The 24,715-nt window shown below is 70.9% G+C and carries 23 protein-coding genes; 15 read left to right on the plus strand and 8 right to left on the minus strand.

Annotated elements, in window-relative coordinates:
• Positions 1–10 precede the first annotated feature (10 nt).
• The 4 genes from BU197_RS27700 (at position 11) to BU197_RS27715 (ending at position 4,384) form a co-directional block, all read left to right on the plus strand.
• On the plus strand, positions 11–1,294 hold the full coding sequence (locus BU197_RS27700) for an adenylosuccinate synthase (RefSeq protein ID WP_188271054.1): 1,284 nt from the start codon (positions 11–13) through the stop codon (positions 1,292–1,294).
• Between the two features lie 270 nt (positions 1,295–1,564).
• Complete coding sequence (locus BU197_RS27705) at positions 1,565–1,864, plus strand: DUF6342 family protein (RefSeq protein WP_188271055.1); 300 nt, start codon at positions 1,565–1,567, stop codon at positions 1,862–1,864.
• A gap of 200 nt (positions 1,865–2,064) precedes the next feature.
• Positions 2,065–2,541, plus strand: coding sequence for a hypothetical protein (locus BU197_RS27710; protein WP_188271056.1), 477 nt, complete (start codon positions 2,065–2,067; stop codon positions 2,539–2,541).
• A 157-nt stretch (positions 2,542–2,698) separates the two neighbouring features.
• The gene (locus BU197_RS27715; protein WP_188271057.1) at positions 2,699–4,384 is read left to right on the plus strand and encodes a carbamoyltransferase; all 1,686 of its coding nucleotides are present in this window, start codon (positions 2,699–2,701) and stop codon (positions 4,382–4,384) included.
• Here BU197_RS27715 and BU197_RS27720 read toward each other — a convergent pair.
• Together BU197_RS27720 and BU197_RS27725 are read right to left on the minus strand one after the other, a co-directional pair.
• Positions 4,308–5,084: a carbon-nitrogen hydrolase family protein gene (locus BU197_RS27720; protein ID WP_188271058.1), complete on the minus strand. Its 777-nt coding sequence runs from the start codon at positions 5,082–5,084 to the stop codon at positions 4,308–4,310. The two genes, BU197_RS27715 and BU197_RS27720, sit on opposite strands and share 77 nt — an antisense overlap.
• A gap of 323 nt (positions 5,085–5,407) precedes the next feature.
• Positions 5,408–6,847 (minus strand): PLP-dependent aminotransferase family protein, encoded by a 1,440-nt coding sequence (locus tag BU197_RS27725; RefSeq protein ID WP_223183908.1) that lies wholly within the window; start codon positions 6,845–6,847, stop codon positions 5,408–5,410.
• A 224-nt stretch (positions 6,848–7,071) separates the two neighbouring features.
• Between BU197_RS27725 and BU197_RS27730 the strand changes: the two genes are divergently transcribed.
• A complete protein-coding gene (locus BU197_RS27730; protein WP_188271059.1) occupies positions 7,072–7,926 on the plus strand; it encodes an NAD-dependent epimerase/dehydratase family protein in 855 nt (284 codons plus the stop codon).
• A gap of 74 nt (positions 7,927–8,000) precedes the next feature.
• Here the strand turns inward: BU197_RS27730 and BU197_RS27735 are convergent, their stop codons facing one another.
• From BU197_RS27735 to BU197_RS27745, 3 genes are all read right to left on the minus strand, one after another.
• Entirely contained in the window at positions 8,001–9,047 is a 1,047-nt protein-coding gene (locus BU197_RS27735) for a hypothetical protein (RefSeq protein ID WP_188271060.1), read from the minus strand.
• 231 nt (positions 9,048–9,278) lie between these two features.
• Complete coding sequence (locus tag BU197_RS27740) at positions 9,279–11,399, minus strand: serine/threonine-protein kinase (RefSeq protein ID WP_188271061.1); 2,121 nt, start codon at positions 11,397–11,399, stop codon at positions 9,279–9,281.
• Between the two features lie 62 nt (positions 11,400–11,461).
• Positions 11,462–13,003, minus strand: coding sequence for a PstS family phosphate ABC transporter substrate-binding protein (locus tag BU197_RS27745; protein ID WP_188271062.1), 1,542 nt, complete (start codon positions 13,001–13,003; stop codon positions 11,462–11,464).
• 178 nt (positions 13,004–13,181) lie between these two features.
• On the opposite strand from BU197_RS27745, the gene BU197_RS27750 reads away from it, so the two are divergent.
• Together BU197_RS27750 and BU197_RS27755 are read left to right on the plus strand one after the other, a co-directional pair.
• Positions 13,182–14,123, plus strand: a complete 942-nt coding sequence (locus tag BU197_RS27750; RefSeq protein WP_188271063.1) for an NADP-dependent oxidoreductase — start codon at positions 13,182–13,184, stop codon at positions 14,121–14,123.
• A gap of 189 nt (positions 14,124–14,312) precedes the next feature.
• A complete protein-coding gene (locus tag BU197_RS27755) occupies positions 14,313–15,206 on the plus strand; it encodes a glycoside hydrolase family 19 protein (RefSeq protein WP_188271064.1) in 894 nt (297 codons plus the stop codon).
• Positions 15,207–15,219: 13 nt separating this feature from the next.
• On the opposite strand, the gene BU197_RS27760 is transcribed toward BU197_RS27755, so the two are convergent.
• Together BU197_RS27760 and BU197_RS27765 are read right to left on the minus strand one after the other, a co-directional pair.
• On the minus strand, positions 15,220–15,456 hold the full coding sequence (locus tag BU197_RS27760; protein WP_188271065.1) for a DUF397 domain-containing protein: 237 nt from the start codon (positions 15,454–15,456) through the stop codon (positions 15,220–15,222).
• Positions 15,453–16,289: a helix-turn-helix transcriptional regulator gene (locus BU197_RS27765; protein ID WP_188271066.1), complete on the minus strand. Its 837-nt coding sequence runs from the start codon at positions 16,287–16,289 to the stop codon at positions 15,453–15,455. The genes BU197_RS27760 and BU197_RS27765 overlap by 4 nt, the downstream gene beginning before the upstream one ends.
• 156 nt (positions 16,290–16,445) lie before the next feature.
• Here BU197_RS27765 and BU197_RS27770 point away from each other — a divergent pair, with 156 nt between their 5' ends.
• From BU197_RS27770 to BU197_RS27785, 4 genes are all read left to right on the plus strand, one after another.
• Positions 16,446–16,853 carry a hypothetical protein gene (locus tag BU197_RS27770; RefSeq protein WP_411158543.1) on the plus strand — a complete coding sequence of 136 codons (408 nt, stop codon included), beginning with the start codon at positions 16,446–16,448 and terminating at the stop codon, positions 16,851–16,853.
• 210 nt (positions 16,854–17,063) lie between these two features.
• Complete coding sequence (locus BU197_RS27775) at positions 17,064–18,425, plus strand: aspartate aminotransferase family protein (protein WP_188271068.1); 1,362 nt, start codon at positions 17,064–17,066, stop codon at positions 18,423–18,425.
• 69 nt (positions 18,426–18,494) lie between these two features.
• Positions 18,495–19,199, plus strand: a complete 705-nt coding sequence (locus BU197_RS27780) for a GntR family transcriptional regulator (protein WP_188271069.1) — start codon at positions 18,495–18,497, stop codon at positions 19,197–19,199.
• A gap of 183 nt (positions 19,200–19,382) precedes the next feature.
• Positions 19,383–20,033, plus strand: a complete 651-nt coding sequence (locus BU197_RS27785; RefSeq protein WP_188271070.1) for a hypothetical protein — start codon at positions 19,383–19,385, stop codon at positions 20,031–20,033.
• Between the two features lie 89 nt (positions 20,034–20,122).
• On the opposite strand, the gene BU197_RS27790 is transcribed toward BU197_RS27785, so the two are convergent.
• Complete coding sequence (locus BU197_RS27790; RefSeq protein WP_188271071.1) at positions 20,123–20,845, minus strand: SLATT domain-containing protein; 723 nt, start codon at positions 20,843–20,845, stop codon at positions 20,123–20,125.
• 250 nt (positions 20,846–21,095) lie between these two features.
• Here BU197_RS27790 and BU197_RS27795 point away from each other — a divergent pair, with 250 nt between their 5' ends.
• The 4 genes from BU197_RS27795 to BU197_RS27810 all read left to right on the plus strand — a co-directional run bounded on the left by BU197_RS27795 (position 21,096) and on the right by BU197_RS27810 (position 24,465).
• The gene (locus BU197_RS27795; protein ID WP_188271072.1) at positions 21,096–21,431 is read left to right on the plus strand and encodes a YbaB/EbfC family nucleoid-associated protein; all 336 of its coding nucleotides are present in this window, start codon (positions 21,096–21,098) and stop codon (positions 21,429–21,431) included.
• 151 nt (positions 21,432–21,582) lie between these two features.
• A complete protein-coding gene (gene recR, locus BU197_RS27800) occupies positions 21,583–22,182 on the plus strand; it encodes a recombination mediator RecR (protein ID WP_188271073.1) in 600 nt (199 codons plus the stop codon).
• Between the two features lie 35 nt (positions 22,183–22,217).
• On the plus strand, positions 22,218–22,880 hold the full coding sequence (locus BU197_RS27805) for a DUF5063 domain-containing protein (RefSeq protein WP_188271074.1): 663 nt from the start codon (positions 22,218–22,220) through the stop codon (positions 22,878–22,880).
• 313 nt (positions 22,881–23,193) lie between these two features.
• Positions 23,194–24,465 (plus strand): aspartate kinase, encoded by a 1,272-nt coding sequence (locus BU197_RS27810; RefSeq protein ID WP_188271075.1) that lies wholly within the window; start codon positions 23,194–23,196, stop codon positions 24,463–24,465.
• The last annotated feature ends 250 nt before the right edge of the window (positions 24,466–24,715 follow it).

Genomic DNA, 24,715 nt, shown 5'->3' on the forward strand with positions numbered 1-24,715 from the left:
GTGTACGCCTGTGCCCGCACTTGTGCTGCTCGGTGCTCAGTGGGGTGACGAGGGCAAGGGAAAGGCCACCGACCTGCTCGGTGGATCCGTTGACTATGTAGTGCGCTACCAGGGCGGCAACAACGCCGGCCACACCGTCGTCGTCGGCGACCAGAAGTACGCGCTGCACCTGCTCCCTTCCGGAATCCTCTCCCCGGGGTGCACCCCGGTGATCGGAAACGGCGTCGTCGTGGACCCAGCGGTCCTGCTCTCCGAGCTGAGCGGGCTGAACGAGCGTGGAGTCGACACCTCCAAGCTTCTGATCAGCGGTAACGCTCACCTGATCACTCCGTACAACGTCACGCTCGACAAGGTGACGGAACGGTTCCTCGGAAAGCGCAAGATCGGCACGACGGGCCGGGGTATCGGCCCGACCTACGCCGACAAGATCAACCGCGTCGGCATCCGGGTTCAGGACCTCTACGACGAGTCGATCCTCTCGCAGAAGGTCGAGGCGGCGCTGGAGGGCAAGAACCAGCTGCTCGCCAAGCTCTACAACCGGCGTTCGATCGACGCCGCGCAGATCGTCGAGGAGATGCTCCAGTACGCGGAGCAGATCAAGCCGTTCGTGGCCGACACGACGCTGATCCTCAACAACGCGCTCGACGAGGACAAGGTCGTGCTCTTCGAGGGCGGCCAGGGCACCCTGCTCGACGTCGACCACGGCACGTACCCCTTCGTCACCTCCTCGAACCCGACGGCGGGCGGCGCCTGCACGGGCGCGGGCGTGGGCCCGACGAAGATCAGCCGGGTCATCGGCATCCTCAAGGCGTACACGACCCGTGTCGGCGCCGGTCCGTTCCCGACGGAGCTGCTCGACGCGGACGGCGAGGCGCTGCGCCGGATCGGTGGCGAGCGCGGTGTCACCACCGGCCGTGACCGTCGCTGTGGCTGGTTCGACGCGGTCATCGCGCGCTACGCGACCCGGGTCAACGGCCTGACGGACTTCTTCCTCACCAAGCTCGACGTGCTCACCGGCTGGGAGCAGATCCCGGTCTGCGTCGCGTACGAGATCGACGGCAAGCGCGTCGAGGAGCTGCCCTACTCGCAGACCGACTTCCACCACGCGAAGCCGATCTACGAGATGCTGCCGGGCTGGTCCGAGGACATCACCAAGGCCAAGACCTTCGCCGACCTGCCGAAGAACGCGCAGGCGTACGTGAAGGCCCTGGAGGAGATGTCGGGTGCCCCGATCTCCGCGATCGGCGTCGGCCCCGGCCGCACCGAGACCATCGAGATCAACTCCTTCCTGTAAGGAGCGTGCTCGCGCTTCGTCCGGCCGGACGAAGCGCCGGCGCGACCGCGCGTACGAAGGGCTCGCGCCTCCCGGTTCTCCGGGGGCGCGGGCCCTTCGCGCCGTCTCCGGGGGTGTGCGGCGGGTCGCCCGCGCCTGGCCGATTCCGGCCGCAGAGATCAATTACGGCCAGCCTTTCCGGAATGACTCCTTCTCCGGAACTCCGCCACCTAGGCTCCCCAATCGGTCGGGGCTGTTCCGGAAACAGTCCCGTGGAACCGGAGGGGAACCATGGCCGAGCTGGATCTTGGACAGGCTTCGAACTGGGACGAGGGCGAGTACCACGGCAAGGTCAAGTTGGTCTCCAACGACGTCCGGCCCGGGTCCGGTGAGCAGAACGTCGCGGTCATCTCCCCGAACAGCGTCGAGATCCGCATGAACTCGAACTTCTCCTCGTCGCAGGAGATGGACAAGGTCTACTTCACGACCCACCACGGCAGCACCAAGAAGGTCGTCGGCATTCTCGACTCGGACGGCAACCTGTACATCGCCGGAAAGGTCATCACCGACCAGAAGGACCTGTCGCTCTAGTACTCCTCCTGGAGCGGTATTCCTCCGGGAGCGGTACTCCTGCGGGAGTGAGCGGTACGAAAGCGGTCCGGACATCCGGGCCGCCTTCTCCGTGCGCCCGTGCCGGTACCGGTCGTGACCCGTGTCGATACCGGTCGTGATATGCGCGGGCGCTATATAATCAAAGCCGGTTGGGCCCCCTATCGTCGGGAGGCCAGTACATGCTCAGCAACAAGCCCGAATTGATCTGGCAAGGTCGCGTCCAGCTCGGCGACGAGCCCGGTGTGTACGGCGACGCGAGTTACTCCGGTCTCACCGTGGATCTCCCGCTGACCCTGGAGAAGACCGACCCCGCCGGACCCGACACCACCACGCTCCGGCTGCGGACCAAGGGCGTCGAGACCTACGCCGGATATCCCGGGCATCTGATCACGGTCGTGCTCTACGCGCCGCTGCCCGGACAGCCGTACCACTTCCAGGAGGTGGTCCTGGCCAGTACGCGGATGACGAGCGCCGACCACGACCGGGTGGACCTCGCGGTGAATCTGGCCGGTCAGCTCCTGCCCGCACGGGTGAGCGTCCGCGTCCATGTGGACACCGAGGTACCGCCGGGGCTCTACGACGACTTCGTCGTCCGGAAACTGCTCAACAGATCACCGAACTACGTCTTCGTCGCCTCCCTGGGATTCCACGCCTGAACCCGCCCGAAGACATCGGAGCCGCCCGGTGAACCAGCCCCCGCCCCTCCCGCTGAAAAGCCCGGCGAGCCCCCCGACGGAAAGCCCGACGGAAAGCCCGACGGAAGGCCCGACGGAAGGCCCGAAGAAAAGCCCGCCGGAAGGCCCGACCGCCCTGGTGCACAGCCACGGCACCTCCTGGCACGACGGCGGGGTCGCCCTGCTCCTGCCCGGCGGCGGAATCGTCGCGCTCGCCTCGGAGCGCGTCGGCGAGCGGCGCAAGCACAGCTGGGATTCCCGGCTCGCCTACCGCCACCTGCGTTCCTTTCCCGCGTACCGGCCCTATTTCGGCACCCCGGGTGACCAATGCGTGGACAACTCCGGAGGGCTGGTCCGGGAGGATCACCATCTGCATCACGCGGCGGGCACCTTCTACGGCTCCGGATTCCGCGAAGCCGCCGTGCTCGTCGTCGACGGACAGGGATACCGGGGCGACCGGCTCGTCACCACCTCCCTCTGGCACGGCACCCCCGAAGGACTGACCCTGGTGGAGGAAAGGGCCGCCCCCTCCGGGATCTTCGCCGCCGAATCGGTCGGGCACTTCTACACGGCGGTCGGCGCCCTCGCCGGAATGGGCGGACTGCACGACGAGGGCAAGACCATGGCCCTCGCCTCCTACGGGCGCCCCTCCCGCTTCCTCGACCTGCTCCGCCGCCACGCGGGCACCGAGGAGGACGGCGGCTACCGGGTCGACCCCCGGTTCACCTCGGTCGTCCTCGCCAACACCATCGGACGCCGGGACTTCGGCTGGCCCCCGCCCCCACCGCACGACCAGGTCCTCTGGGACGAGTTCGTCGCCGCCCGCGCCCGCCCGCCGGAAGTCGGCCGCTTCGACCGGGACGACATGGACATCGCGTACGCCGGCCAGGTCATCCTGGAGGAGATCCTGCTCGGTCTCGCCGGGCGCGCCCACCGGCTCACCGGCAGCCCCCGGCTCTGTCTGGCGGGCGGGGTGGCGCTGAACTGCGTCGCCAACGGGCGGATCGTCAGGGACGGCCCCTTCGCCGAGGTGTTCATCGTGCCCGCGCCCGGCGACGACGGACAGGCCATCGGCAAGCTCCTGCACGAGGCGCGCCGCCGGGGACTGCCTGCGGACGCCGTGATGCGCACCGCCTACTACGGCCCTCCGTACCCGGAAAGCGCGGTCGAGGCGGCCATCCGGAGCCTCGGGGAGTCCGTCGAGCACACCCGGATGGACGAGGCGGAGCTGCTGCCGGAGACGGCGGGACGGCTCGCCGAAGGGCAGGTGATCGGCTGGTGGCAGGGCCGCTCGGAGCTGGGCCCCCGGGCGCTCGGCCACCGCAGCATCCTGGCCGACCCCCGCCGCCCCGCCATGCGCGCGTACGTCAACACCCGGGTGAAGGACCGCGAGTGGTTCCGGCCACTGGCGCCGATGGTGATCGAGGAGCGCGCCGGGGAGTTCTTCGAACCGGCCGGACCCAGTCCCTTCATGGCCCTCGCGGTCACCGTACGGCCGGAGAAACGATGGCTGATTCCCGCCGTGACCCATGTCGACGGCAGCGCCCGGGTGCAGACCGTCCGCGCGGACCAGGACGAGCGGTGCGAGCGGCTGCTGCGCCGGTTCGACGAGCGGGCGGGCGTCCCCGTCCTCCTGAACACCTCGTTCAACCGGCGGGAGGAACCCCTGGTCGAGACCCCTGCCGACGCCTGCCGCGCCTTCCTCGCCATGCGGCTCGACGCGCTCGTCCTGGGCGATCATCTGCTGGTCAGACGACCCGGGCCAGCTCCCTCGTGTCGACGTGGTCCCGCACCAGGTCCCGCTGGAGCAGGGACCACGCCGTGAGCTGCTCCCTCGTGACCGTGCTCAGGACCAGCTCGTCGGTGTCGGTGCCGACGGACAGGTCCGTGCCGTCGGGGAAGAAGATCCCGCTGCGCCCCAGGTAGACCGTGCCGTCCTGATCGACTCCGTGCCGGTTGCAGAAGACGCTGACCACCTGGTTCTCCAGGGCCCTGGCCCGGTGGATGACCCGGAGGTAGTCGACGGAGACGGTCGACGGGCTCAGCACCAGGTTCACCCCCGCGCGGGCGGCTTCGCGGACCGGCAGCGGGTCGGCGATGTCCATGCAGATCTGCACGGTGCTCGAAAGTCCGCCGATGTCGACCACCCGGTGCGGGCGCCGACCCGGCTGGAAGAGGTCCCGCTCGGGACCGAAGAGCCGGACCTTGTCGTGTGCGGCGAGTATCTCGCCGTCGGTGATCACCAGGGCGCGGTTGACCTTCCGCCCTCCGAGGTCGACGGGGAGGCTGCCGACGAACCGGAGCCGCTGCGTGGCGGAGACCTCGGCCAGGGGCCCGAGGAGGCGCCGGAGGTCGTCCGGAGCGGGGAAGACGAGGGGAAGATCCCGGTAGCTGCCGAGGAAGAACTCCGGCAGCGTGATGATCGCATCGGTGACGCCCCCGACGGCGGACCGGATGAACCGGATGTTCTCGGGGGCGGAGCGGTCCTGGGGTGCGTACTGGAGCAATCCGACAGAAAGGAGCATTCAGAAGGTCTCGGGTGATCGGCGGACAATTCAGTCAAGCGTACAGGTCCGGCCCCGAGGCGCGGTGATCGACGACAGCGGGTTTCGGACAGGGTGCGGGCGCTGCCCGGGGGTGCGGGTGCGGGTGCGGTCGCCGTACGGACGGGGGTGTGGACTCACTCCGCGCGGTCGCGGTCGCCGTCCGGGGCCCGACGGACGTGTCACTGGCCGGTGGCCCGATGGACGTGTCACCGTCCGGTGGCTCGACGGACGCGGCATCGCCCGGTGGCTCGACGGGCGCGGTGTCGTCCGGTGGCTCGACGGGCGGGGTGCCGTCCGGTCGGTCACCGCACCGCCTCGGTCAGGGCGGTCAGCAGCGCGTCGACGGCCGCCGGGTAGGCGTGGGCGGCGGGGGTCGCGTAGCCGACGACGAGGGGGGCGGGGTCGGGGCGCTCCTCGCCGCGCAGATAGCGGTCGAGCGTGGTGAGCGCGATGCCGTGCCGCCGTAGCGCGGCGGCGGTCTTCCGCTGGTCGGTGCGGTGCGGCGGCGGTTCGAGGAGGACGTGGAGTCCGGCCGCGATGCCGGTGACACGGGCCTCGGGGAGGCGCTCGGCGACGGCGGCGACGAGCGTGTCCCGGCGTTGGCGGTACGAGCGGCGGCGGGCGCGCAGATACCGGTCGAAGGCGCCGGTGGTCAGCAGGTCGGCCAGGGCGAGCTGTTCGAGTGTCGGGGTCTGCCGGTCGGCGAGGCGCTTCGCCTCGACCAGCGGTTCGAGCAGCCGGGGCGGGCAGGCGATCCAGCCGAGCCGGACGGAGGGGCCGAGCGACTTGCTGGTGCTGCCGACGTAGGCGACGCGGTCGGGACGGCGGGCCTGGAGCGCGGCGACCGGCCTGCGGTCGTAGCGGAACTCGCCGTCGTAGTCGTCCTCGACGATCCACCCGTCCTGGGCGTCGGCCCAGGCGAGGAGCCGGGCGCGGCGCTCCGGGGACATGCTGACGCCGAGCGGGAACTGATGGGCGGGAGTGCAGAGCACGACGTGGGCGCCGCCGGTCTCGGCCGGTGCCACGAGCGGCCCGTCCTGGTCCACCGGCAGGTCGAGGACGGTGAGACCGGCGGTACGGGCGATCTCGACGTGTTCCGGCATGGCGGGGTTCTCCATGCCGATCCTCGCGGCTCCGGTCCCGGCGAGTACGCGGGTCAGCAGATGGAAGGCCTGGGTGAAGCCCGAGCAGATCACCAGGTGGGCGGGGTCGACCCGGACGCCCCGGACCCGGCCGAGGTATCCGGCGAGGGCGGAGCGCAGCTCGGGGCGTCCGCGCGGATCGCCGTAGCCGAGGGCCTCGACGGGGGCCTCCAGAACGGCGCGGCGCAGGGCGCGGGCCCACTCCTGGCGGGGAAAGGCGGACAGGTCGGGGCGGCCGGGACCGAGGTCGTGCCGGGCCGCCGGGGGCCGGACGGCGGCCTGCCCGTACGGGTCCCCGGAAGGCCCGGTCGGCGCGGCGGCGCCCGCGACCCTGGTCCCGGCCCGGGTACGGGCGGTGAGCCAGCCTTCGGCGATCAGCTGCTCGTAGGCCTGGCTGACCGTGCCGCGGGCGAGACCGAGATCGGCGGCGAGTTCCCGGCTGGCGGGCAGACGGGTGCCGGGCGGCAGACGGCCCTGCTGGACGGCGGCGCGCAGCGCGTCCTCGACGGCCTGCCGCCGCGAGCCGCGCCGACCGGGCGGGCCGATGTCGACGAGGAGATCGAGCCCGTGCGCCGCACGCATGGATTGGTCCAGTCCCATGGCCCCAGTTTGGCCCACGGGCGTGGGCCATTGGCCTCGTAGCGTGAGTGGATGAGTGATCGACGAGGGGGGTGGGGGTGGGTGCGGGGGCCGGTGCGGGGGCCGACGCGGAAGCTGGTGCGAAGGCCGGCGCGGGGGCTGGTGTGCCCACCCCGTCCGCCTCACCCACCCCATCCACCTACTCCCGCACCCACCCGAGAACAACCCGAAGGACGAAGGACCCCATGCGTATCTTCCTGGCCGGTGCCACCGGTGCCATCGGACGTCTGCTGCTGCCCCTGCTCCAGGAGGCCGGACATCAGGTGACCGGCGCGTCCCGTGACCCCCGGGGTGCTGCCTGGCTGCGTGACCAGGGTGCCGAGGCGGTCCAGGTGGACGTCTTCGACCGGGACGCCCTCGCGGACGCCGTCGGCGCGGCGGCGCCGGAGGCGATCGTCCACCAGCTGACCGCGCTCGCGGGCGGGAGCATCGCAGACAACGCGCGGATCCGGCGCGAAGGCACCCGGAACCTCGTGGACGCCGCGCACCGTGCGGGCGTCCGCCGGATCGTCGCCCAGTCGATCAGCTGGGCGTACGAGCCCGGCGACACCCCGGCAGCCGAGTCGACCCCCTTGGACCTCGGCGCGGGCGAACCGAGGGCCACCACCATCGCCGGTGTCCACGCCCTGGAGCAGGCGGTGGCCGAACTGCCGGAGCATGTGATCCTCCGCTACGGCACCCTGCACGGGCCCGGCACCTGGTACGAGCCGAACGGCCCGGTCGCGCGGCAACTCATGGACCTGGCGCTTCCGGCGGACGACACGGTGACGTCCTTCCTGCACGTCGCGGACGCGGCACGGGCCGCGCTCGCCGCCCTCGACTGGCCGACCGGCACCGTCAACATCGTGGACGGCGAGCCCGCCCCGGCACACGCGTGGATCCCGCTCCTGGCGGCGAAGTCCGACACCCCCGCCCCCCGGCCCACACGCGGGCGCCCCGGCTGGGCGCGCGGCGCGGACGACACGCTCGCCCGTACGACGTACGACTGGCGGCCCACCGAGGGAACCTGGCGCGACTGCTTCGGCGCGAGGGGTGCCTGAGACCAGGGACGGGCCTACGGCACGGCCCCACCTCCGGGACCGTGCCGGGGGCGGGGCCGAAGGTCACGAGAGGGTCAGGGGGTGCACATGACCAGGGCGCGGCTCTGGCCGCTGTGCGCGCGGACCGTCCAGGTGTTCGGGTTCTGGGGGTCGGGGGTGTTGAGTTCGACGTCGTCGTCGACGCTGCCGAAGCTGTCGGTACGCAGGCGGGCGTCCTGGCCGCCACCGGCGAGCTGTGTGCCCTGGGGGCAGCTCGCGCGGACTTGCCGGCCGTCCGTGGACCAGTCGGAGGCGACGACCACGGGTACGGGCGCGCTCGGGGCGCACAGGGCGAAGGAGCGCACCGCTCCGCTGTGGGCCTGGGTCATCCAGGTGTTCGTGCTGTTGGGGTCGGGGGCGTTCGCCTCGATGCCGTCGCTGAGCGCGCCGAAGGCGTTGGTGTCGAGGCGGGCGTCCTGGCCGCCGCCGACCAGGCCGTAGCCGCTCGGGCAGGTCGCCTTCGCGATCCACCCCCTCTGCGACCAGTCGGAGACGACGACCTTCAGTGCGGGGGCTCCGGTCGCGCACAGGGCCAGGGCGCGCGCCTGGCCCTTCTTGGCCTGGGCGGACCAGGTGTCGGGAGTGTTCGCATCGGGGGCGTTCAGCTCGATGTCGTCGTCGACGTCTCCGGAGACCATGGTCTCCAGGCGGGCGTCCTCGCCACCACCGATCAGGTGCGTGCCCGCAGGACAGGTCGCCGTGGCGATCCAGTGGTCCTGGGGCCAGTCGGAGGCGACGACCACGGGTACGGGCGCGTCCTTGGCGCACAGGGCGAAGGAGCGCACGGATCCGCTCTTGGCCTGGGTCATCCAGGTGTTCGTGCTGTTGGGGTCGGGGGCGTTGGCCTCGATGCCGTCGCTGAGCGCGCCGAAGGCGTTGGTGTCGAGGCGGGCGTCCTGGCCGCCGCCGACCAGGCCGTAGCCGCTCGGGCAGGTCGCCTTCGCGATCCATCCGCCCTGCGACCAGTCGGAGACGACGACTTTCACCGCCGGGGTGCTCTCCGCCGCCGCCGATGGCATCCCCGGCACCATGGCACCTGCCGCGAGCAGTCCTGCGAGGACGAGACGGGTCCTACCCGGCATATGAATCCTTCCGTGTGACCCGAAAGCCACTGCGAACGTCGGAAACTCCCGACGAATGCTGCTCTCGAATTTTCCGCCAAAGCACGGCAGTTGACCCGAACCACCCTTTCGGGTGACGGGTCGAGCAGCCCGGCCCCATGCCGTCGCGCACGGTCCTTCGCTCCCGTCCGGGCGGTCGGGCGGGAGCCCCAACGAAGCTTCCACAGGGGCGAGTTGTCGGAAAAGGGCGGCCTAGTCCCGTACGAACTCCGAAGGCTCCCCGTCCGCGGTCATCCCGTAGATCTGGAGTCGTTCCTCGCCCTTCCAGCGGACCAGGCGGAGGTTGCTGGAGCCGTTCTCGGCGCAGTCGGGGTCCCAGTGGGCCGGGTCTCGGGTTTCCGGGCCGATGACGATCAGGGTGCCCGCGCCCGCGACGACGGCGGTGGAGGCGCAGTCGACGTCCTCCGTCAGGTAGTCGCCCTGGCTGTCGGTGCGCGGGTACGACTGCTCGAAGCGGACCAGGGGCGCGCCGATCGGGCCCTGCGTGACGCTTACCCGGTAGGACCATCGGTCCGGTTCGGGCTGGGTGAGGGTCTCGGGGGCCACCTTCCACGTGCCGACGAACGCGGCGGGGATGACGGAGGGCCCCGCCGCGGCCCGCTGGAAGGTGGCCTTGGCGACGCCGGAACTCCACTCGACGGCGTCATGGGTGCGCAGCCGCAGCGTCTGGCGGGCGGCCGGGGTGCAGCGCTCGGCCGGGACGCTGACGGTCACCTCCGCGTCCCCGAGGACGAGTTCGCCTTCGGTGGCGGAGAGCAGCACCGCCCGGCCCATGCACAGCGTCTCGCCCGTCACCTGCGCGTAGACGACGCTTCTGGTGCCCGTCGCGCCCTGCGCGACCTCGATCCTGCTGGTCGCGTACGGGGCCTGCGCCGAGCCCTCCAGGACGCCTTCCCAGGCGCCGAGGAAGGCCGCGGGGACGATCCCGGCGGGCCGCCCGGAGCCACCACCGGAGCCACCGCCGGGACCGGAGCCGGGACCGGTGCTGGTGTCGGGGCCGGTGCCGGGCCAGAGTGTGTACGCGAGTCCCGCCCCCGCCGCGATCGCCAGCGCCGCCACGGCCGAGACCAGGGCGGTACGGCCCCGGCGCCCGACCCTCCGCCGGGGCGCGGTGACCTCGGCGCCCGCGCGGCCGGAGCCTGTGCCGGAGCCGGAGCCGGAGCCGGAGCCGGAGCCGGAGCCGGAGCCGGAGCCGGAGCCGGAGCCTGTGCCGGAGCCGGATTCGGAGCCGGAGCCGGAGCCGGACGCGGGCTCCGGGTCCGTACCGCCCGGCCCCGTACCGACCGAGTCCGTACCGACCGAGTCCGTACCGACCGAGTCCGCCGCAGCGCCCGCCGAAGAACCCCCGCCCCCGTACGACGCCGGCACCGCGTCCCGTACCTCGTCCTCCACACCCATTCCCACGTCCATCCCCGCCGTCACCGGTTCCGCGTCCAGGAGGCGGGCCGCGTGGCGGCCCAGGCGGGCCAGGATGTTCGCCGGGAGCCAGGGGTCGGGGACGGGCAGGGTCTCGGCGATCTCTGCGGCGGTCGGGCGGGCCGTCGGGTCCTTGGCGAGGCAGGCGCGGATCAGACCGGTCAGTTCGGGCGGGAGCCCGGTCAGGTCGGGCTCGTCGTGGGCGATGCGGAACATGGTGGCGTGGACGCCGCTCTCGGCGGTCCCGAAGGGGGCCCGTCCGGTCGCCGCGTACACCAGGACCGAGCCCAGGCAGAAGATGTCGGACGAGGGGCCGATGGCGGTGGCGCGGACCTGTTCGGGGGACATGAAGCCGGGGGAGCCGACGACCGCGCCCGTCGTGGTGAGTCCGCCGCCGTCGCCCGCCGTGTCGACCGCGCGGGCGATGCCGAAGTCGATGATCCGGGGCCCGTCGACGGTCAGAAGGACGTTCGACGGCTTCAGGTCGCGGTGGACGAGCCCGGCGGCGTGGATGTGGTCGAGGGCGCGGGCGAGTCCGGAGGCCAGCGCCTTGACGGTGGCCGGGGGCAGCGGCCCGGTCTCGTCGCCGACGACCGTCCGCAGCGAGGGCCCGGGGACGTAGCCGATGGCGACCCAGGGCGCGTCCGCCTCGGTGTCGGAGCCGAGGACGGGCGCGGTGCCGGTGCCGCCGACCCGCTCCAGGGCGCCGACCTCGCGGGCGAACCGGCGCCGGAACTCCTCCTGCGCGGCCAGCTCCGCGTGCACCACCTTGACCGCGACCGCCCGTCCACCGGCCGAGCGCGCCAGGAAGACCCGGCCCATCCCGCCGACCCCGAGACGGCCGAGGAGGCGGAACGGGCCGATGACGACCGGGTCTTGGGGGTGCAATGGGTCCACGTCGACCGAGCATGCCAGACGGGGGCCCGGCCGACCCCATGGTCCCGACGGAGTGTCAGTCCTCACCCCTCCCCGCAGATCCGCAGCCCCTTGGGGGTCGCGCACGGCAGGTGGCCGTGGGTGCGGATGACGTCCTGGCCGCTGCCCCGGCTCAGATACGTGAGGAAACTGGAGGTCAGCGAGTCGGCGGGCGGCTGGCCCCAGGTGTAGGCGTACTCGATCTCCCGGTACGGGTACGGGGACGCGCCGATCTCGTCGAGGGAGGCGCGCCGCCCGTCGATGGCGACCCGGTGCAGTCCCTTGAACCCGCTGCCGGAGCGCAGTTCGGTGTAGCCGAGGGCGCCGGGGAGCCGGGCGACGGTGGACAGGACCTGTTCCGTGGAGTCGAGTTCGCAGCGGATCACCGGCGATTCGGTGTCGTCGCTGTGGACGCAGTCGCGGGAGGAGTTCGCGGGCTCGTTGCGGCCGAGGACCCGGCGCTGGAAGACCTCCCGCGTACCGGAGTTGGCGTCCCGGCTGACCAGCAGGACCTTCTGGTCGAGGCTCGGGATCAGCTCCTTCCAGTTGGTGATGTCACCCCGGTAGAGCCGCCGGATCTGGTCCAGGGTGAGGGTGTCGACGGGGATGTCGTCGTTGAGGACGAGGGTGAAGAGGGAGACGGCGACCATGCTCTCCCGCAGCTGCGGGTAGCCGTCGGGCTTGCGCCCGTCGGAGAGGGCGACGACGGCGGGGGAGCCCGCCGTGGCCCGCGCCCCCGCCTCGGCGAGTTCCCGGATCCCGGCGGTCGAGCCGTGCGCCGAGACCTGGATCGTCGAGCCGGGGCAGTCGTGTTCGTACTTCGTGGCCAGTTCCCGTACGACGGGCCGGAAGGCGGTGGAGCCGGTGACGGTGAGGGTGCCCCGGGCGCAGCCGATGGGCGGCGGTTCCTGCTCGCGGACGATGATCGCGGCGAGGGCGACGACGCAGACGGTGAGGACGACGGTGACCGTCCGGGCGACCCGGCTGAAGACGGGCGGCTTGTCGTCGGGGGTGGTGCTGTGGTTGACGTGGACGTACCCCTCGTCGATGTTCCCCTCGACGTTGACGGGGCTGCCGATGGGCCCGCCGGTCAGGAGGACGAGCAGCTTGTAGTGGGAACCCCGGTTGAGGGGGACCTTCGGGAGGTGGACGGAGGTGTCGCCCTCGGCGGGTCCGGTCCAGGTGACGGGGAAGTGGCTGAGGAGCCGGGGGTGCTCGGGCGCGGTGACGACGACCGCCTTGACCCGGCGCCCGGTGAACTCGACGGTCAGCCCGTTGGTGCCGCCGTCCGTGTAGTGGTCGGCGGTGAGGGCCAGGGCGCCGTCGTTCTCGATCCTGAGCAGCACGAGGGTGGCGTCGACGAGGTCGGGGCTGGCGTCGAAGAAGCCGCGCCGGACGGTGGTGCCGGAGCCGGTGAGGGCGCGCCCCGACGCGCCGTCACCGATCGAGGTGTCCAGTTGGACGCGGTAGCCGATCCGCCGCTGGTGCGGCACCCGGCGTTCGTACCAGACGGCGGCGACGGAGACGAGGACGCCGAGGAGTGCGGTGCCCACGGCGATGAGATTCTCAGCGGTAAGCCATTCCACCCGCGCGACGGTACGGACGCGTGTGCGAGTACGGGGGTGGGGCGGGTCCTGGCCACCTGAAGTTCGCCGTTCCGCCAGCGGGAGCCCCGGCTTCCCCAGGCGGGCGAGCAGAGGTTGCCGGGCCCCGGGACCCTGGGTGTAATGGCCACGAGGGGGAGTTCCGGCTGAGGAGAACCCCATGCGTGTCGTCGAAGTGACCGCCTACGGCGGACCCGAGGTCCTCCGGATGGCCCGCCGTCCCGAGCCCGAGGCGGGGGAGGTCCCGGGGCGCGTACGCGTGCGCCTGAAGGCGACTTCGGTGAACCAGGCGGACCTGAAGATCCGCTCCGGTCGCTTCGCCGCCGCCATCGGCGGGCTCGCCCCGCCCTTCATCCTCGGCTTCGACTTCGCCGGGCGGCTTCTCGACTCGGTCCCGGGGCTCCCCGAAGGGACCAGGGTGGCCGGTTTCATCCCCTGGCTGGACGAGCTGACCGGCGAGGGCGCCTACGCGGAGGTCATCCGGGTCGACCCGTCCTGGCTCGCCCCCGTCCCCGACGAGGTGGACTTCCCCACCGCCGCCTCGGTGCCGCTCTCCTCCCTGACCGCCGCCCAGGCGGTCGACCTTCTGGAGCTTCCCGCCGGGTCCCCGGTGCTGATCACCGGGGCGAGCGGGGTGGTGGGCCGCTTCGCCCTCCAGCACGCGGCGGCGGCGGGGCTCCGGGTGGCCGTCCTCGCCGACGAGGGCGACGAGGCGGAACTCGGGCTGCTCGGCGCCGAGGCGGTCGTCACCCGCGGGGCGCCCGAGGAGGTCGTCACCAAGGTCCTCGCCTTCGCCCCCGAGCGCCTGCACGGGATCTTCGACGCGGCACTGATCGGGGACCCGCTGCTGCCCGCGCTCAAGGACGGCGGGATCTTCGTCACCGCCTCCGCCGAACGGTCCCCCGCACCCGAGCGGGAGATCGACGTGAAGGCGGTCCACGGCACCCCGGACGGTCCCCGCCTCAAGCGGATGCTCGAAAAGGTAGCCGCCCGAGAGCTGGCCACCCGGATGGCCGACGTCCTGCCCCTGGAGGAGGTGGCGGAGGCCCACCGGCGCGCGGAGGCGGGCCACCGCCCTGGCCGGATTGTGCTGCTCATCTGAATGCGCTGCGCGCTCCCTCAAGAGAGTGAATTCCCGTTCAGGGCCTGGCGGTTCCCCCGCCGGGCCCCGACTCTTTAGGCCAAGCGGAATCCCGTGTCACAACTTCTGGTCTAGACCTTGACAGGTCCAGACCACTGCGGCTTCGCTGAGTGTTTCCCCCACCCGGACCCCACCCGGAAGGAAGCACGCATGCTGCGCAAGCTGCTCGTCCTCATGGCGGCACTCTGTACGGCCATCGGAATCGCCGCCCTGCTCCCCACAGCGGCGGGCGCGGCGCCCGCCTGTGCAGGCGCCTGGAGTTCCTCCACCGTCTACACCGGCGGCAAGACCGCCTCCTACAACGGCCACAACTGGTTCGCCAAGTGGTGGACGCAGAACGAGCGCCCCGGCGCCTCCGACGTCTGGCGTGACGAGGGCGCCTGCGGCACCGGCGGCGGCGAGGAGGGCGGCGGCACCCCGAACCCGGACTTCGTCGTCTCCGAGGCCCAGTTCAACCAGATGTTCCCGAACCGCAGCTCGTTCTACACGTACAAGGGTCTCGTCGACGCCCTCAAGTCGTACCCGGCCTTCGCCAAGACCGGCACCGACACCGTCCGCAAGCAGGAGGCCGCGGCCTTCCTCGCGAACGTCTCCCACGAGACCGCCGGGCTCTACTACGTCGTCGAGCAGAACACCGCCAACTACCCGCACTACTGCGACAAGTCCCAGCCCTACGGCTGCCCGGCCGGTCAGGCCGCGTACTACGGCCGTGGCCCGATCCAGCTCTCCTGGAACTTCAACTACAAGGCCGCAGGTGACGCCCTCGGCATCGACCTGCTGAACAACCCGAGCCGCGTCGAGACCGACCCGGCCGTCGCCATGCAGACCGGTCTCTGGTACTGGAACACCCAGAACGGCCCCGGCACCATGACCGGCCACAACGCCATGGTCAACGGCGCCGGCTTCGGCGAGACCATCCGCTCCATCAACGGCACCCTGGAGTGCAACGGCGGAAACCCGGCCCAGGTGCAGAGCCGGGTCACCAAGTACCAGCAGTACACCCAGATCCTGGGCGTTCCCGCCGGGAACAACCTGTCCTGCTAGTAGTCCTGCCGGTTCAGTCCTGCCACGTCAGGAAGACGGTCCAGGCGGCGGGCTCCACGGTGAACGTGGGCCCGTCGCCGACCTTCGAGTCCCGCAGGTGGACGGCGTGCGCACAGGTGGCGACCTCTACGCAGTTGCCACCGCTGTCGCTGCTGTACGACGACTTGTGCCAGTCGACGGCCACCTCGATGCAGTTCCCGCCGCTGCTGTCGCTGTAGCTGGACTTGAACCAGTGCAGGGTGTCATTCATCTCCGTACTCCCGCCAACTCCTCGATGAGACCCAACGACTCGCGCGGGTCAAGGGCTTGTGCCCGGATCTTCGCATACCGCTGCATGTAGGTACTGACCTTGCCCACGTCGCTGAGCAGCAGGCTCTCGTCTTGGATTTCCAGATAGACGACTCGGTCGTGGGCCGGTGTCTCCAGCACGTTCATCTCGCCTCGGGCACCCGCGTACTCATCGCGAAGCCCGGCCTCCATCGACAGTACGTGAAGGGTCACGTTCCTCCTTCGCGCGCACTCCGCCAGGTACACCAGCTGCTCGCGCATGATCTCCTCGCTGCCGATCGGGCGCCGGAGGACGGACTCGTCCAGGATCAGCTCGATCTCGCAGACCGGCTTGCGGTCGAACAGCGACTTGCGGTCCATCCGAGCCGCGACCAGCTCCTCCACCCTTTCGTCGGTCGGTACGGGGTGGCCCCCCGCGATCAGCGCTCGCGCGTACGCCTCCGTCTGGAACAGCCCGTGGACGACGTGGTTGGCGTACAGCCAGAGCGCGACCGCCTTCTTCTCGATCGCCGCGTAGTCACGGAACTGCTCGGGCAGCTTCTCCATCCGTACCAGCTCCCGCATCTCTTCGAAGATGCCCGTTCCGTCGGCGAGTACACGTTCGAGCTGGACGAGCATGTCGTCGCTGATCGCGTAGATCAGACGTTCCATCGCACTGATGGCTGCACCCGTGTAGCCGGTCAGTTTTCCGAGCTGCGTCTGAGTAAGTCCCTTTTTCAACCTCAATCGTTTTGCGATCGCCGCCGCCATCCTCGCGGCGGGGCCAATGGTTTCCTTGTGTTCCGCACGTGCCATCGCGACCCCCATCCGAACTCAACTGATCTCAAGTGATCTCAAGCGCTCCCCTGGCAATTCGACTGCGTACGACGTCAGTTGGCGCAGGTCAAGGGGTTGACGACGCGCCTGCGGCAGTCGTGGAAAACGTTAGCGTCGACGCGGGAACATGTCCTCGTGAATGACGAGAATCAGGAAGTGAGCGCGGATTGGATTCCAGCCTCTGGATTCCAACTCCGCAAGGCGGGGGTGCAATTCGACGCCGTTCGAGTCGACGGCGAGGAAGGACGACGGCTCGCGGACTGGATAGAGCTGCTCACCGGGGGCGACCCCGGGCCCGTCGTGGCCGAGGCCAACGGACGGCGCGGGGTCTACTTCCTCGTGCCGCCGGGGTCCACGACCCACAAGGCATGGCCCCGGGGGGTGACACGGTTCAACGCGGGACCCGCCCATGTGAGCTATGTTCCCGTACCGGCGTTGACGGGGAGGACCTGGCCGCTCTCGTGGCGGTGTCTGCCGACCGCCGCCGACCGCTTCGTCCACCCGCTGCTCCTCCGCAGCGTCGTCCGCGAGCTGCTGGTCTGAGCACGCCTTCCCCGGTCCGCCCCACCCCCCCCGGGGGGCGGACCGGGGAAGGCAGGCCGACGGCCGACGGGAGAGGAGCCGGCGGGGGAGGGCCGGGGCGGCACCGGGCGGCCGGGCACCGGCCGGGGAAACAAGGTGTCGCGTTCGCTCCGGTCTCGGTGGACAAGATGGTCATGGCTCGCCCCACCTGCGTTTCCTTACGCTCGGCCCATGACCCCTCACATCGAACCCGACCCGCGGGCGGGCGCCGCCGTCAAGGCCGCCGACCGCGCGCACGTCTTCCACTCGTGGTCCGCCCAGGGCCTGATCGACCCGCTCGCCGTGGCCGGCGCGGAGGGTTCGTACTTCTGGGACTACGACGGCAACCGCTACCTCGACTTCACCAGCGGTCTCGTCTACACCAACATCGGCTACCAGCACCCCAAGGTGGTCGCCGCCATCCAGGAGCAGGCCGGGAAGCTGGCGACCTTCGCCCCCGCCTTCGCCATCGACGTGCGCTCCGAGGCCGCCCGCCTCATCGCCGAGCGCACCCCCGGCGACCTGGACAAGATCTTCTTCACCAACGGCGGCGCCGAGGCCGTCGAGAACGCCGTCCGCATGGCCCGGCTGCACACCGGCCGCGCCAAGGTGCTCTCCGCCTACCGCTCGTACCACGGCGCCACCTCCACCGCGATCAACCTCACGGGCGACCCGCGCCGTTGGCCCTCCGACACCGCCTCCGCCGGAGTCGTGCACTTCTGGGCGCCCTTCCTCTACCGCTCGCCCTTCTACGCGACCACGGAGGCGGAGGAGAGCGCCCGCGCCCTCCAGCACCTGGAGGACACGATCGCCTTCGAGGGTCCCGCGACCATCGCCGCGATCATCCTGGAGACCATCCCCGGCACGGCGGGCATCATGACCCCGCCGCCCGGCTACCTCGCGGGCGTCCGCGAGATCTGCGACAAGTACGGGATCGTCTTCATCCTGGACGAGGTCATGGCGGGCTTCGGCCGCACCGGCAAGTGGTTCGCCGCCGAGCACTTCGACGTCGTGCCCGACCTGATGACCTTCGCCAAGGGCGTCAACTCCGGCTACGTCCCGCTCGGCGGCGTCGCCATCAACGGCGAGATCGCCGCCACCTTCGACCAGCGCCCCTACCCCGGCGGTCTGACATATTCCGGCCACCCGCTGGCCTGCGCCGCCGCCGTCGCGACACTCACGGTGATGGCCGAGGAGAAGGTCGTCGAGCACGCCGCCCACATCGGCGAGACCGTCCTCGGACCGGGCCTGCGCGAGCTGGCCGAGAAGCACCCCTCCGTCGGCGAGGTCCGGGGCATGGGCGTCTTCTGGGCCCTCGACCTGGTCAGGAACAAGGAGACCCGCGAGCCCCTCGTCCCCTACAACGCGGCGGGCGAGGCCAACGCGCCGATGGCCGCCTTCGGCGCGGCGGCGAAGAAGAACGGCCTCTGGCCCTTCGTCAACATGAACCGCACCCACGCGGTTCCCGCCTGCAACGTCTCCGAGGCCGAGGCCAAGGAAGGACTCGCGGCCCTCGACGCGGCCCTGACGGTCGCCGACGAACACACCGTGTAACCACCCCTCGGGTCCCCTCCCCTGGTCTGGACTAGGGTGTCCGGAGCCGGACGGGAGGGGACCGACCACATGGCCGCGCGAGGAGCTGTCACCCGCAACACCCTTCGACAGCAGATCGCGGATGCGCTCCGTGACGAAGTGCTCGCCGGGCGTCTCAAAGCAGGCGAGGAATTCACCGTCAAGCAGATCGCCGACCAGTACGGCGTCTCCGCGACCCCCGTGAGGGAAGCGTTCGTGGACCTCTGCGCGCAGGGGCTGCTCGACTGCGACCAGCACCGGGGCTTCCGCGTCCACCCGTACTCGATCGCCGACTACCGGGGCATGGTCGAAGCCCGCACGCTCGTCGTCGACGGTCTCTTCCGGCGCCACGTCCCCGGGCCCAAGCAGGGCCCCCCGGACGAACCGGACCTCGGCTTCGGCGTCGCGCTCGTCTCCGTCCGGCGCAGGGGCGAGGCCGCCGCCCGCGCCGCCCGCGCCGGGGACCTCGACATCCTCGTCGGCTACGACGTCCGCTACTGGCGCGAGCTGGGCCGCCTCGTCTCCGCCAACGACCACATCGCCGAGTTCCTGCACCGGCTCCGCATCCAGGGCTGGGCCTTCTCCGTGCCCCATCTGCGCGCCGAACGCGACCCGGCCGCCTGGCTGTGGAGCGGCCACGTGGGCCTCGTCGACGCGGTCACCCGGGGCGACGACGTCTCCGCCGCCCAGGTCATACGGGACCACGAGACCCACTGCCTGGCCTGGGCGGAACGACTGGAGGCGCGGGCGGGATGAGCGACGTTCGTCAGGGTCGGCTCCGGGGCGCCTCGGGGGAATCCCGGGGTCGGCTCCGGGGCGCGTCGGGGAGGCGTCAGGGGTTGAGGAGCGGTTCGGTGGGGCAGTTCCCCAGCGGGTGGGCTCCGCCGCCCGCGCCGACTACCCTGGCCGTCCCTGCAACTGACGGAGAGCGAGCCTCCCTTGGCCTGTGACCTGTGGCTTGTCCCCCTCGTCGACGTGCTGTGCCACAGCCCCGACAATCCCTTCGCCGAAGAGATAGCCGCCTACGACGCCGTGCTCAGCGCCTCCGGGCTGCCGACCGTGCCCGTCTACGCGTACATGCCGGGCCTCTCGGGCGACGTCGCCCCGGTGGCCGGATTCGACTACGAGGCCCTGCACTTCCTGCGGCGCGCGTACCTGCTCCAGATGTGCGGGCTGCCCGTCGAACCGGTCGGCGAACTCGGCGGGGACTACGAGCAGCTCCTGGAGATGTTCGAGGCGACCGCCCAGCAATCGCACCTGGTCTGGCACTACGACCACGCCGGCGCGTACGTACCGGTGGACTTCCCCGTCCCGCTCGCCAGCGACGAGCTGCTCGAAGGCGGCGGACCGCTCGGCTCCTCGCACGGGCTCCTGAGGGAGCTGGAGTTCGTCGCGCCCTCGATCGGCATCGACCCGATGAACCCCCCGGCACCGCCCGTCCCGCCGGACCGCCCCACCTCCCTGGAGGAACCGGCCGTCGCGCTCCCGTACGACGACGGTCCCTTCGCCCGCGAGCGCCACGTCTGGCTCGGCCTCCACGCGGCGGCCACCCGCAGCCTCGCCCAGGGCTCGATGATCGTCCTCAGCTGAGGACGAGACGGCACGTACGGGGGCGGACGGCACGGGGCCGGTGCGGGTGCGGGGCCGGGTTTCCGAGCCGAGGAACCCGTACGGGGCCGTCAGCGGGTCTCCGGGGGCCGCTGGCGGGGCAGGTGCGGGCGGGTCAGCGGCGGCATCGTGAAGCGGCTCGGCGGCGGCCCGGTCGCCGGACGGCCCGGCGGCACGTTCGCCGACTGGAGGGCCGGTGGCGCCGGGCCCGAGCGGAACTCGACCATCCAGTCCGCCGTCTCCGCCCGTACCAGCTCCGTCACGTCGTCCGCGAACCGGCGCAGCACCGTCAGACACCGCTCGGCCGCCTCGCTCGCGGTCCCCTCCGTCGGCCCCAGGACCTCCCGGACGCACTCCGTCGCCCAGTCGAACCGGAGCGTCTGGATCCGCCGCTGCACCGCCTGCGCCGTCGCCACGTCCCGCATCCAGCCCGACGTCAGACCGAAGTACCGGTCACAGGCCAGACAGGCGGCGCCGAGCAGCAACGACACATAGCCCCAGCCCGCCGCGCCCCGCGCCACCCCCGTCAGATCGAGCAGCGGCATCGTCGCGCCCGCGATCGCCCCGAGCGCCGTGCCGAGCCGCAGGACCCTGGCCCCCCGGCGCTTCCACACCCGGTCGCACAGGTACCACTCGGCGGTCCGCAGGGCGTGCCCCTCCACCCAGCGGTACAGCTCGTCGAGCCGGTCCGCCGGCTCGCCCCAGTCGCCCAAGGGGAACGGCGTACCGGTCGGATCGCGGTGCACACCTCCCCCGGGAGGTCCCGGCGGCGGCGTATCCGGCTGCTGGCTCACCGGGGGACTCCTCTGTTCAGCGCAGTCTTCGTGATCCTTCTGTGGCGTGCGGTGCACGTGGTGCCCGCCCTTCCTACCGCCGAACGGTGGGCGGCGGGTCCGGAATCTCAGGGTTTCTTCCCGAAAGAGGCTGTTGATCAGGTGCACTGGGCCCTGGTTTCCCACTCGAAAGAGTGATGGAGCGGGTCGGGCAGGGACCACGTAGGCTCGGCGTACCGACATACGGACGTACCGAACCTCAGGAGTGACCGTGATCCCCGGTGGTGGCCAGCCCAACATGCAGCAGCTTCTCCAGCAGGCCCAGAAGATGCAGCAGGACCTCGCCCGCGCCCAGCAGGAACTCGCGGCGACCGAGGTCGAGGGGCAGGCGGGCGGCGGCCTGGTCAAGGCGACCGTGACCGGCTCCGGCGAGCTGCGCGCCCTCGTCATCGACCCCAAGGCGGTCGACCCCGAGGACACCGAGACGCTCGCCGATCTGGTCGTCGCCGCCGTGCAGGCCGCCAACGACAACGCGCAGCAGCTCCAGCAGGCCAAGCTCGGCCCGCTGGCCCAGGGCATGGGCGGCATGCCGGGCCTGGGCTTCTGAGCCCCGACCCCCACCGGGCCTGATTGCCGGGGCCCAGCCCCTCCTGCGGCTCGTTTCCAGCCATTACCGTAAGAAATGACCGTAAGAAGTCATCGGAAGAAGCCGTAAGGCCAAGCCGTAAGAAGACAAGACAGCTCCGGAAAGGCGTTCCGTGTACGAAGGCGTGGTTCAGGACCTCATCGACGAACTGGGCAGGCTGCCCGGCGTCGGTCCCAAGAGCGCGCAGCGGATCGCCTTCCACGTCCTCCAGGCCGAGCCCACGGACGTCCGGCGGCTCGCGCACGCCCTCCTGGAGGTCAAGGAGAAGGTCCGGTTCTGCGCGGTCTGCGGGAACGTGGCCCAGCAGGAGCAGTGCAACATCTGCCGCGACCCGCGCCGCGACCTCACCGTCATCTGCGTGGTCGAGGAACCGAAGGACGTCGTCGCCATCGAGCGGACCCGCGAGTTCCGGGGGCGGTACCACGTCCTCGGCGGCGCGATCAGCCCGATCGAGGGCGTCGGCCCCGACGACCTGCGCATCCGCGAACTGCTCGCCCGGCTCGCGGACGGCACGGTCACCGAGCTGATCCTCGCGACCGATCCGAACCTGGAGGGCGAGGCCACCGCCACCTACCTGGCGCGGATGATCAAGCCCATGGGGCTCAGGGTGACCCGTCTCGCCAGCGGTCTCCCGGTCGGTGGTGACCTGGAGTACGCCGACGAGGTGACCCTCGGCCGTGCCTTCGAGGGCCGAAGGCTGCTAGATGTATGACGACAGGGCCGGCGCGCTCCCAGGGAGGCTCCTCGATGTCTGACCCCACGCTGCACTCCATGACGCAGAACCCCGACGACTTCGCGGTCCAGATCGCCGACTCCATCGAGAGTTTCATCGTGGCGACCACCGAGGTCGCCAAGGGCGACGAGCCGGACAGCGCCGTCCCCTTCCTGCTCCTGGAGATCTCGCAGCTGCTCCTCGCCGGCGGACGGCTCGGCGCGCACGAGGACATCGTCCCCGACGAGCGCTACGAGACGGACACCGGTCCGGAGCCGGACGCCGACGACCTGCGCGAGCGGTTCGCGGTCCTGCTCGACCCGGTCGACGTCTTCTCGGAGGTCTTCGACCCGTACGAGCCCCGCAAGGCGCCCGTACCGGCCCGTATCTCCGACAACCTCGCCGACATCGTCACCGACCTGCGGCACGGGCTCGCCCACTACCGCGCCGGGCGCACCAGCGAGGCCCTCTGGTGGTGGCAGTTCTCCTACTTCTCCAACTGGGGACCCACCGCGTCCGCGACTCTCCGCGCCCTCCAGTCCCTCGTCGCCCACGTACGCCTCGACCAGCCCCTCGCGGCCCTGGACGGGCTCGACACCGACGAGGACCTGACCGAGGACGACCTCGCGGAGGAGGCGGGACGGGTGATGGCGGAGGAGATCGGCGCCCCGCTCGGCCTGGGCACGCTCAAGAGCTGATTTCCCGGCCTGCGCCTGTTTCCGGGCCGTACCCGTTTCGGGTCCGAGCCGGTTGCTGGGCCGTGCCTGTTTCGGGTCCGCGCGGGTTCCCGGGCCGTACCTGTTTCCGGTCCGCGCGGGTTCCGTGCCTGTTTCCGGTCCGCGTGGGTTCCCGGTGCCCGCTCGTTTCCGGTGCCCGCTCGTCTGATCGGCATTTGCTCATTCCGTGAGCGTGAGATCTCAGCATGCGATATCACGCTGGCGTTTTTCGGTCCCTCGTTAGACTGAGCCGATCGCAGCGCCGGCTGCGGCACACACTGATCGAGGAGCGCACGTGGGCCTTGTCGTGCAGAAGTACGGAGGCTCCTCCGTTGCCGATGCCGAAGGCATCAAGCGCGTCGCCAAGCGAATCGTGGACGCCAAGAAGAACGGCCACCAGGTGGTCGTCGTGGTTTCCGCGATGGGCGACACGACGGACGAGTTGATCGATCTCGCCGGACAGGTATCCCCGATTCCTGCCGGGCGTGAATTCGACATGCTGCTGACCGCCGGAGAACGGATCTCCATGGCCCTGCTGGCCATGGCGATCAAAAACCTGGGCCACGAGGCCCAGTCGTTCACGGGCAGCCAAGCCGGAGTCATCACCGACTCGGTCCACAACAAAGCGCGCATCATCGATGTCACGCCGGGCCGTATCCGCACCGCCCTCGACGAGGGCAACATCGCCATCGTCGCCGGCTTCCAGGGCGTGTCCCAGGACAAGAAGGACATCACCACGCTGGGTCGTGGCGGTTCCGACACCACCGCCGTGGCCCTGGCCGCCGCGCTCGACGCCGAGGTCTGCGAGATCTACACGGACGTCGACGGCGTGTTCACCGCCGACCCGCGCGTGGTGAAGAAGGCGAAGAAGATCGACTGGATCTCCTTCGAGGACATGCTGGAGCTGGCCGCGTCCGGCTCCAAGGTGCTGCTGCACCGCTGCGTCGAGTACGCGCGCCGCTACAACATCCCGATCCACGTCCGCTCGTCCTTCTCGGGACTGCGCGGCACCTGGGTCAGCAACGAACCGCAAGGAGCCCAGAAGGTGGAGCAGGCCATCATCTCGGGTGTCGCCCACGACACCTCCGAGGCGAAGATCACCGTCGTCGGCGTGCCGGACAAGCCGGGCGAGGCCGCGGCCATCTTCCGGGCCGTCGCCGACGCCGAGATCAACATCGACATGATCGTGCAGAACGTGTCCGCCGCCGCCACCGGCCTCACGGACATCTCCTTCACCCTCCCCAAGGCCGAGGGCCGCAAGGCCATCGACGCCCTGGAGAAGGCGAAGGACGCGATCGGTTTCGACTCGCTCCGCTACGACGACCAGATCGGCAAGATCTCCCTGGTCGGCGCCGGAATGAAGACCAACCCGGGCGTGACCGCGGACTTCTTCCGCGCGCTCTCCGACGCGGGCGTCAACATCGAGCTGATCTCCACCTCCGAGATCCGCATCTCGGTCGTCACCCGCAGCGACGACGTCAACGAGGCCGTGCGCGCCGTCCACACCGCCTTCGGCCTGGACAGCGACTCGGACGAGGCCGTCGTCTACGGCGGCACCGGGCGCTGACGCACCACCACACGGACACCCCGGGGGCGGGACACGCCCCTTCGTCTCCCCGCGCACGACGGCCGCACAGCCGGTCGGGCGCGGGGAGACGTGCGTCGGGCGCGGGGCGGAGACGTGCGTACGGCCTCGTATGCCCCGTACGTCGGCGTATGCCCTGTACGCGGTCGAGGAAGCCGTCCTGAGCGGCCCTCAGATCGCGGAATCAGGGGCCGAAACTATGAGGGATCTGTGAACGTCCTGTGAGCAATTA

It is taken from the genome of Streptomyces sp. CBMA291 (genome assembly GCF_014596525.1).
GTDB lineage: Bacteria > Actinomycetota > Actinomycetes > Streptomycetales > Streptomycetaceae > Streptomyces.

Bases quoted from the DNA above. Each gene is read 5' to 3' on its own strand.
- BU197_RS27705 (WP_188271055.1), top strand. From the start codon at position 1,565: ATGGCCGAGCTGGATCTTGGACAGGCTTCGAACTGGGACGAGGGCGAG.
- BU197_RS27710 (WP_188271056.1), top strand. From the start codon at position 2,065: ATGCTCAGCAACAAGCCCGAATTGATCTGGCAAGGTCGCGTCCAGCTC.
- BU197_RS27720 (WP_188271058.1), bottom strand. From the start codon at position 5,084: ATGCTCCTTTCTGTCGGATTGCTCCAGTACGCACCCCAGGACCGCTCC.
- BU197_RS27725 (WP_223183908.1), bottom strand. From the start codon at position 6,847: ATGGGACTGGACCAATCCATGCGTGCGGCGCACGGGCTCGATCTCCTC.
- BU197_RS27730 (WP_188271059.1), top strand. From the start codon at position 7,072: ATGCGTATCTTCCTGGCCGGTGCCACCGGTGCCATCGGACGTCTGCTG.
- BU197_RS27735 (WP_188271060.1), bottom strand. From the start codon at position 9,047: ATGCCGGGTAGGACCCGTCTCGTCCTCGCAGGACTGCTCGCGGCAGGT.
- BU197_RS27750 (WP_188271063.1), top strand. From the start codon at position 13,182: ATGCGTGTCGTCGAAGTGACCGCCTACGGCGGACCCGAGGTCCTCCGG.
- BU197_RS27755 (WP_188271064.1), top strand. From the start codon at position 14,313: ATGCTGCGCAAGCTGCTCGTCCTCATGGCGGCACTCTGTACGGCCATC.
- BU197_RS27760 (WP_188271065.1), bottom strand. From the start codon at position 15,456: ATGAATGACACCCTGCACTGGTTCAAGTCCAGCTACAGCGACAGCAGC.
- BU197_RS27765 (WP_188271066.1), bottom strand. From the start codon at position 16,289: ATGGCACGTGCGGAACACAAGGAAACCATTGGCCCCGCCGCGAGGATG.
- BU197_RS27775 (WP_188271068.1), top strand. From the start codon at position 17,064: ATGACCCCTCACATCGAACCCGACCCGCGGGCGGGCGCCGCCGTCAAG.
- BU197_RS27780 (WP_188271069.1), top strand. From the start codon at position 18,495: ATGGCCGCGCGAGGAGCTGTCACCCGCAACACCCTTCGACAGCAGATC.
- BU197_RS27805 (WP_188271074.1), top strand. From the start codon at position 22,218: ATGTCTGACCCCACGCTGCACTCCATGACGCAGAACCCCGACGACTTC.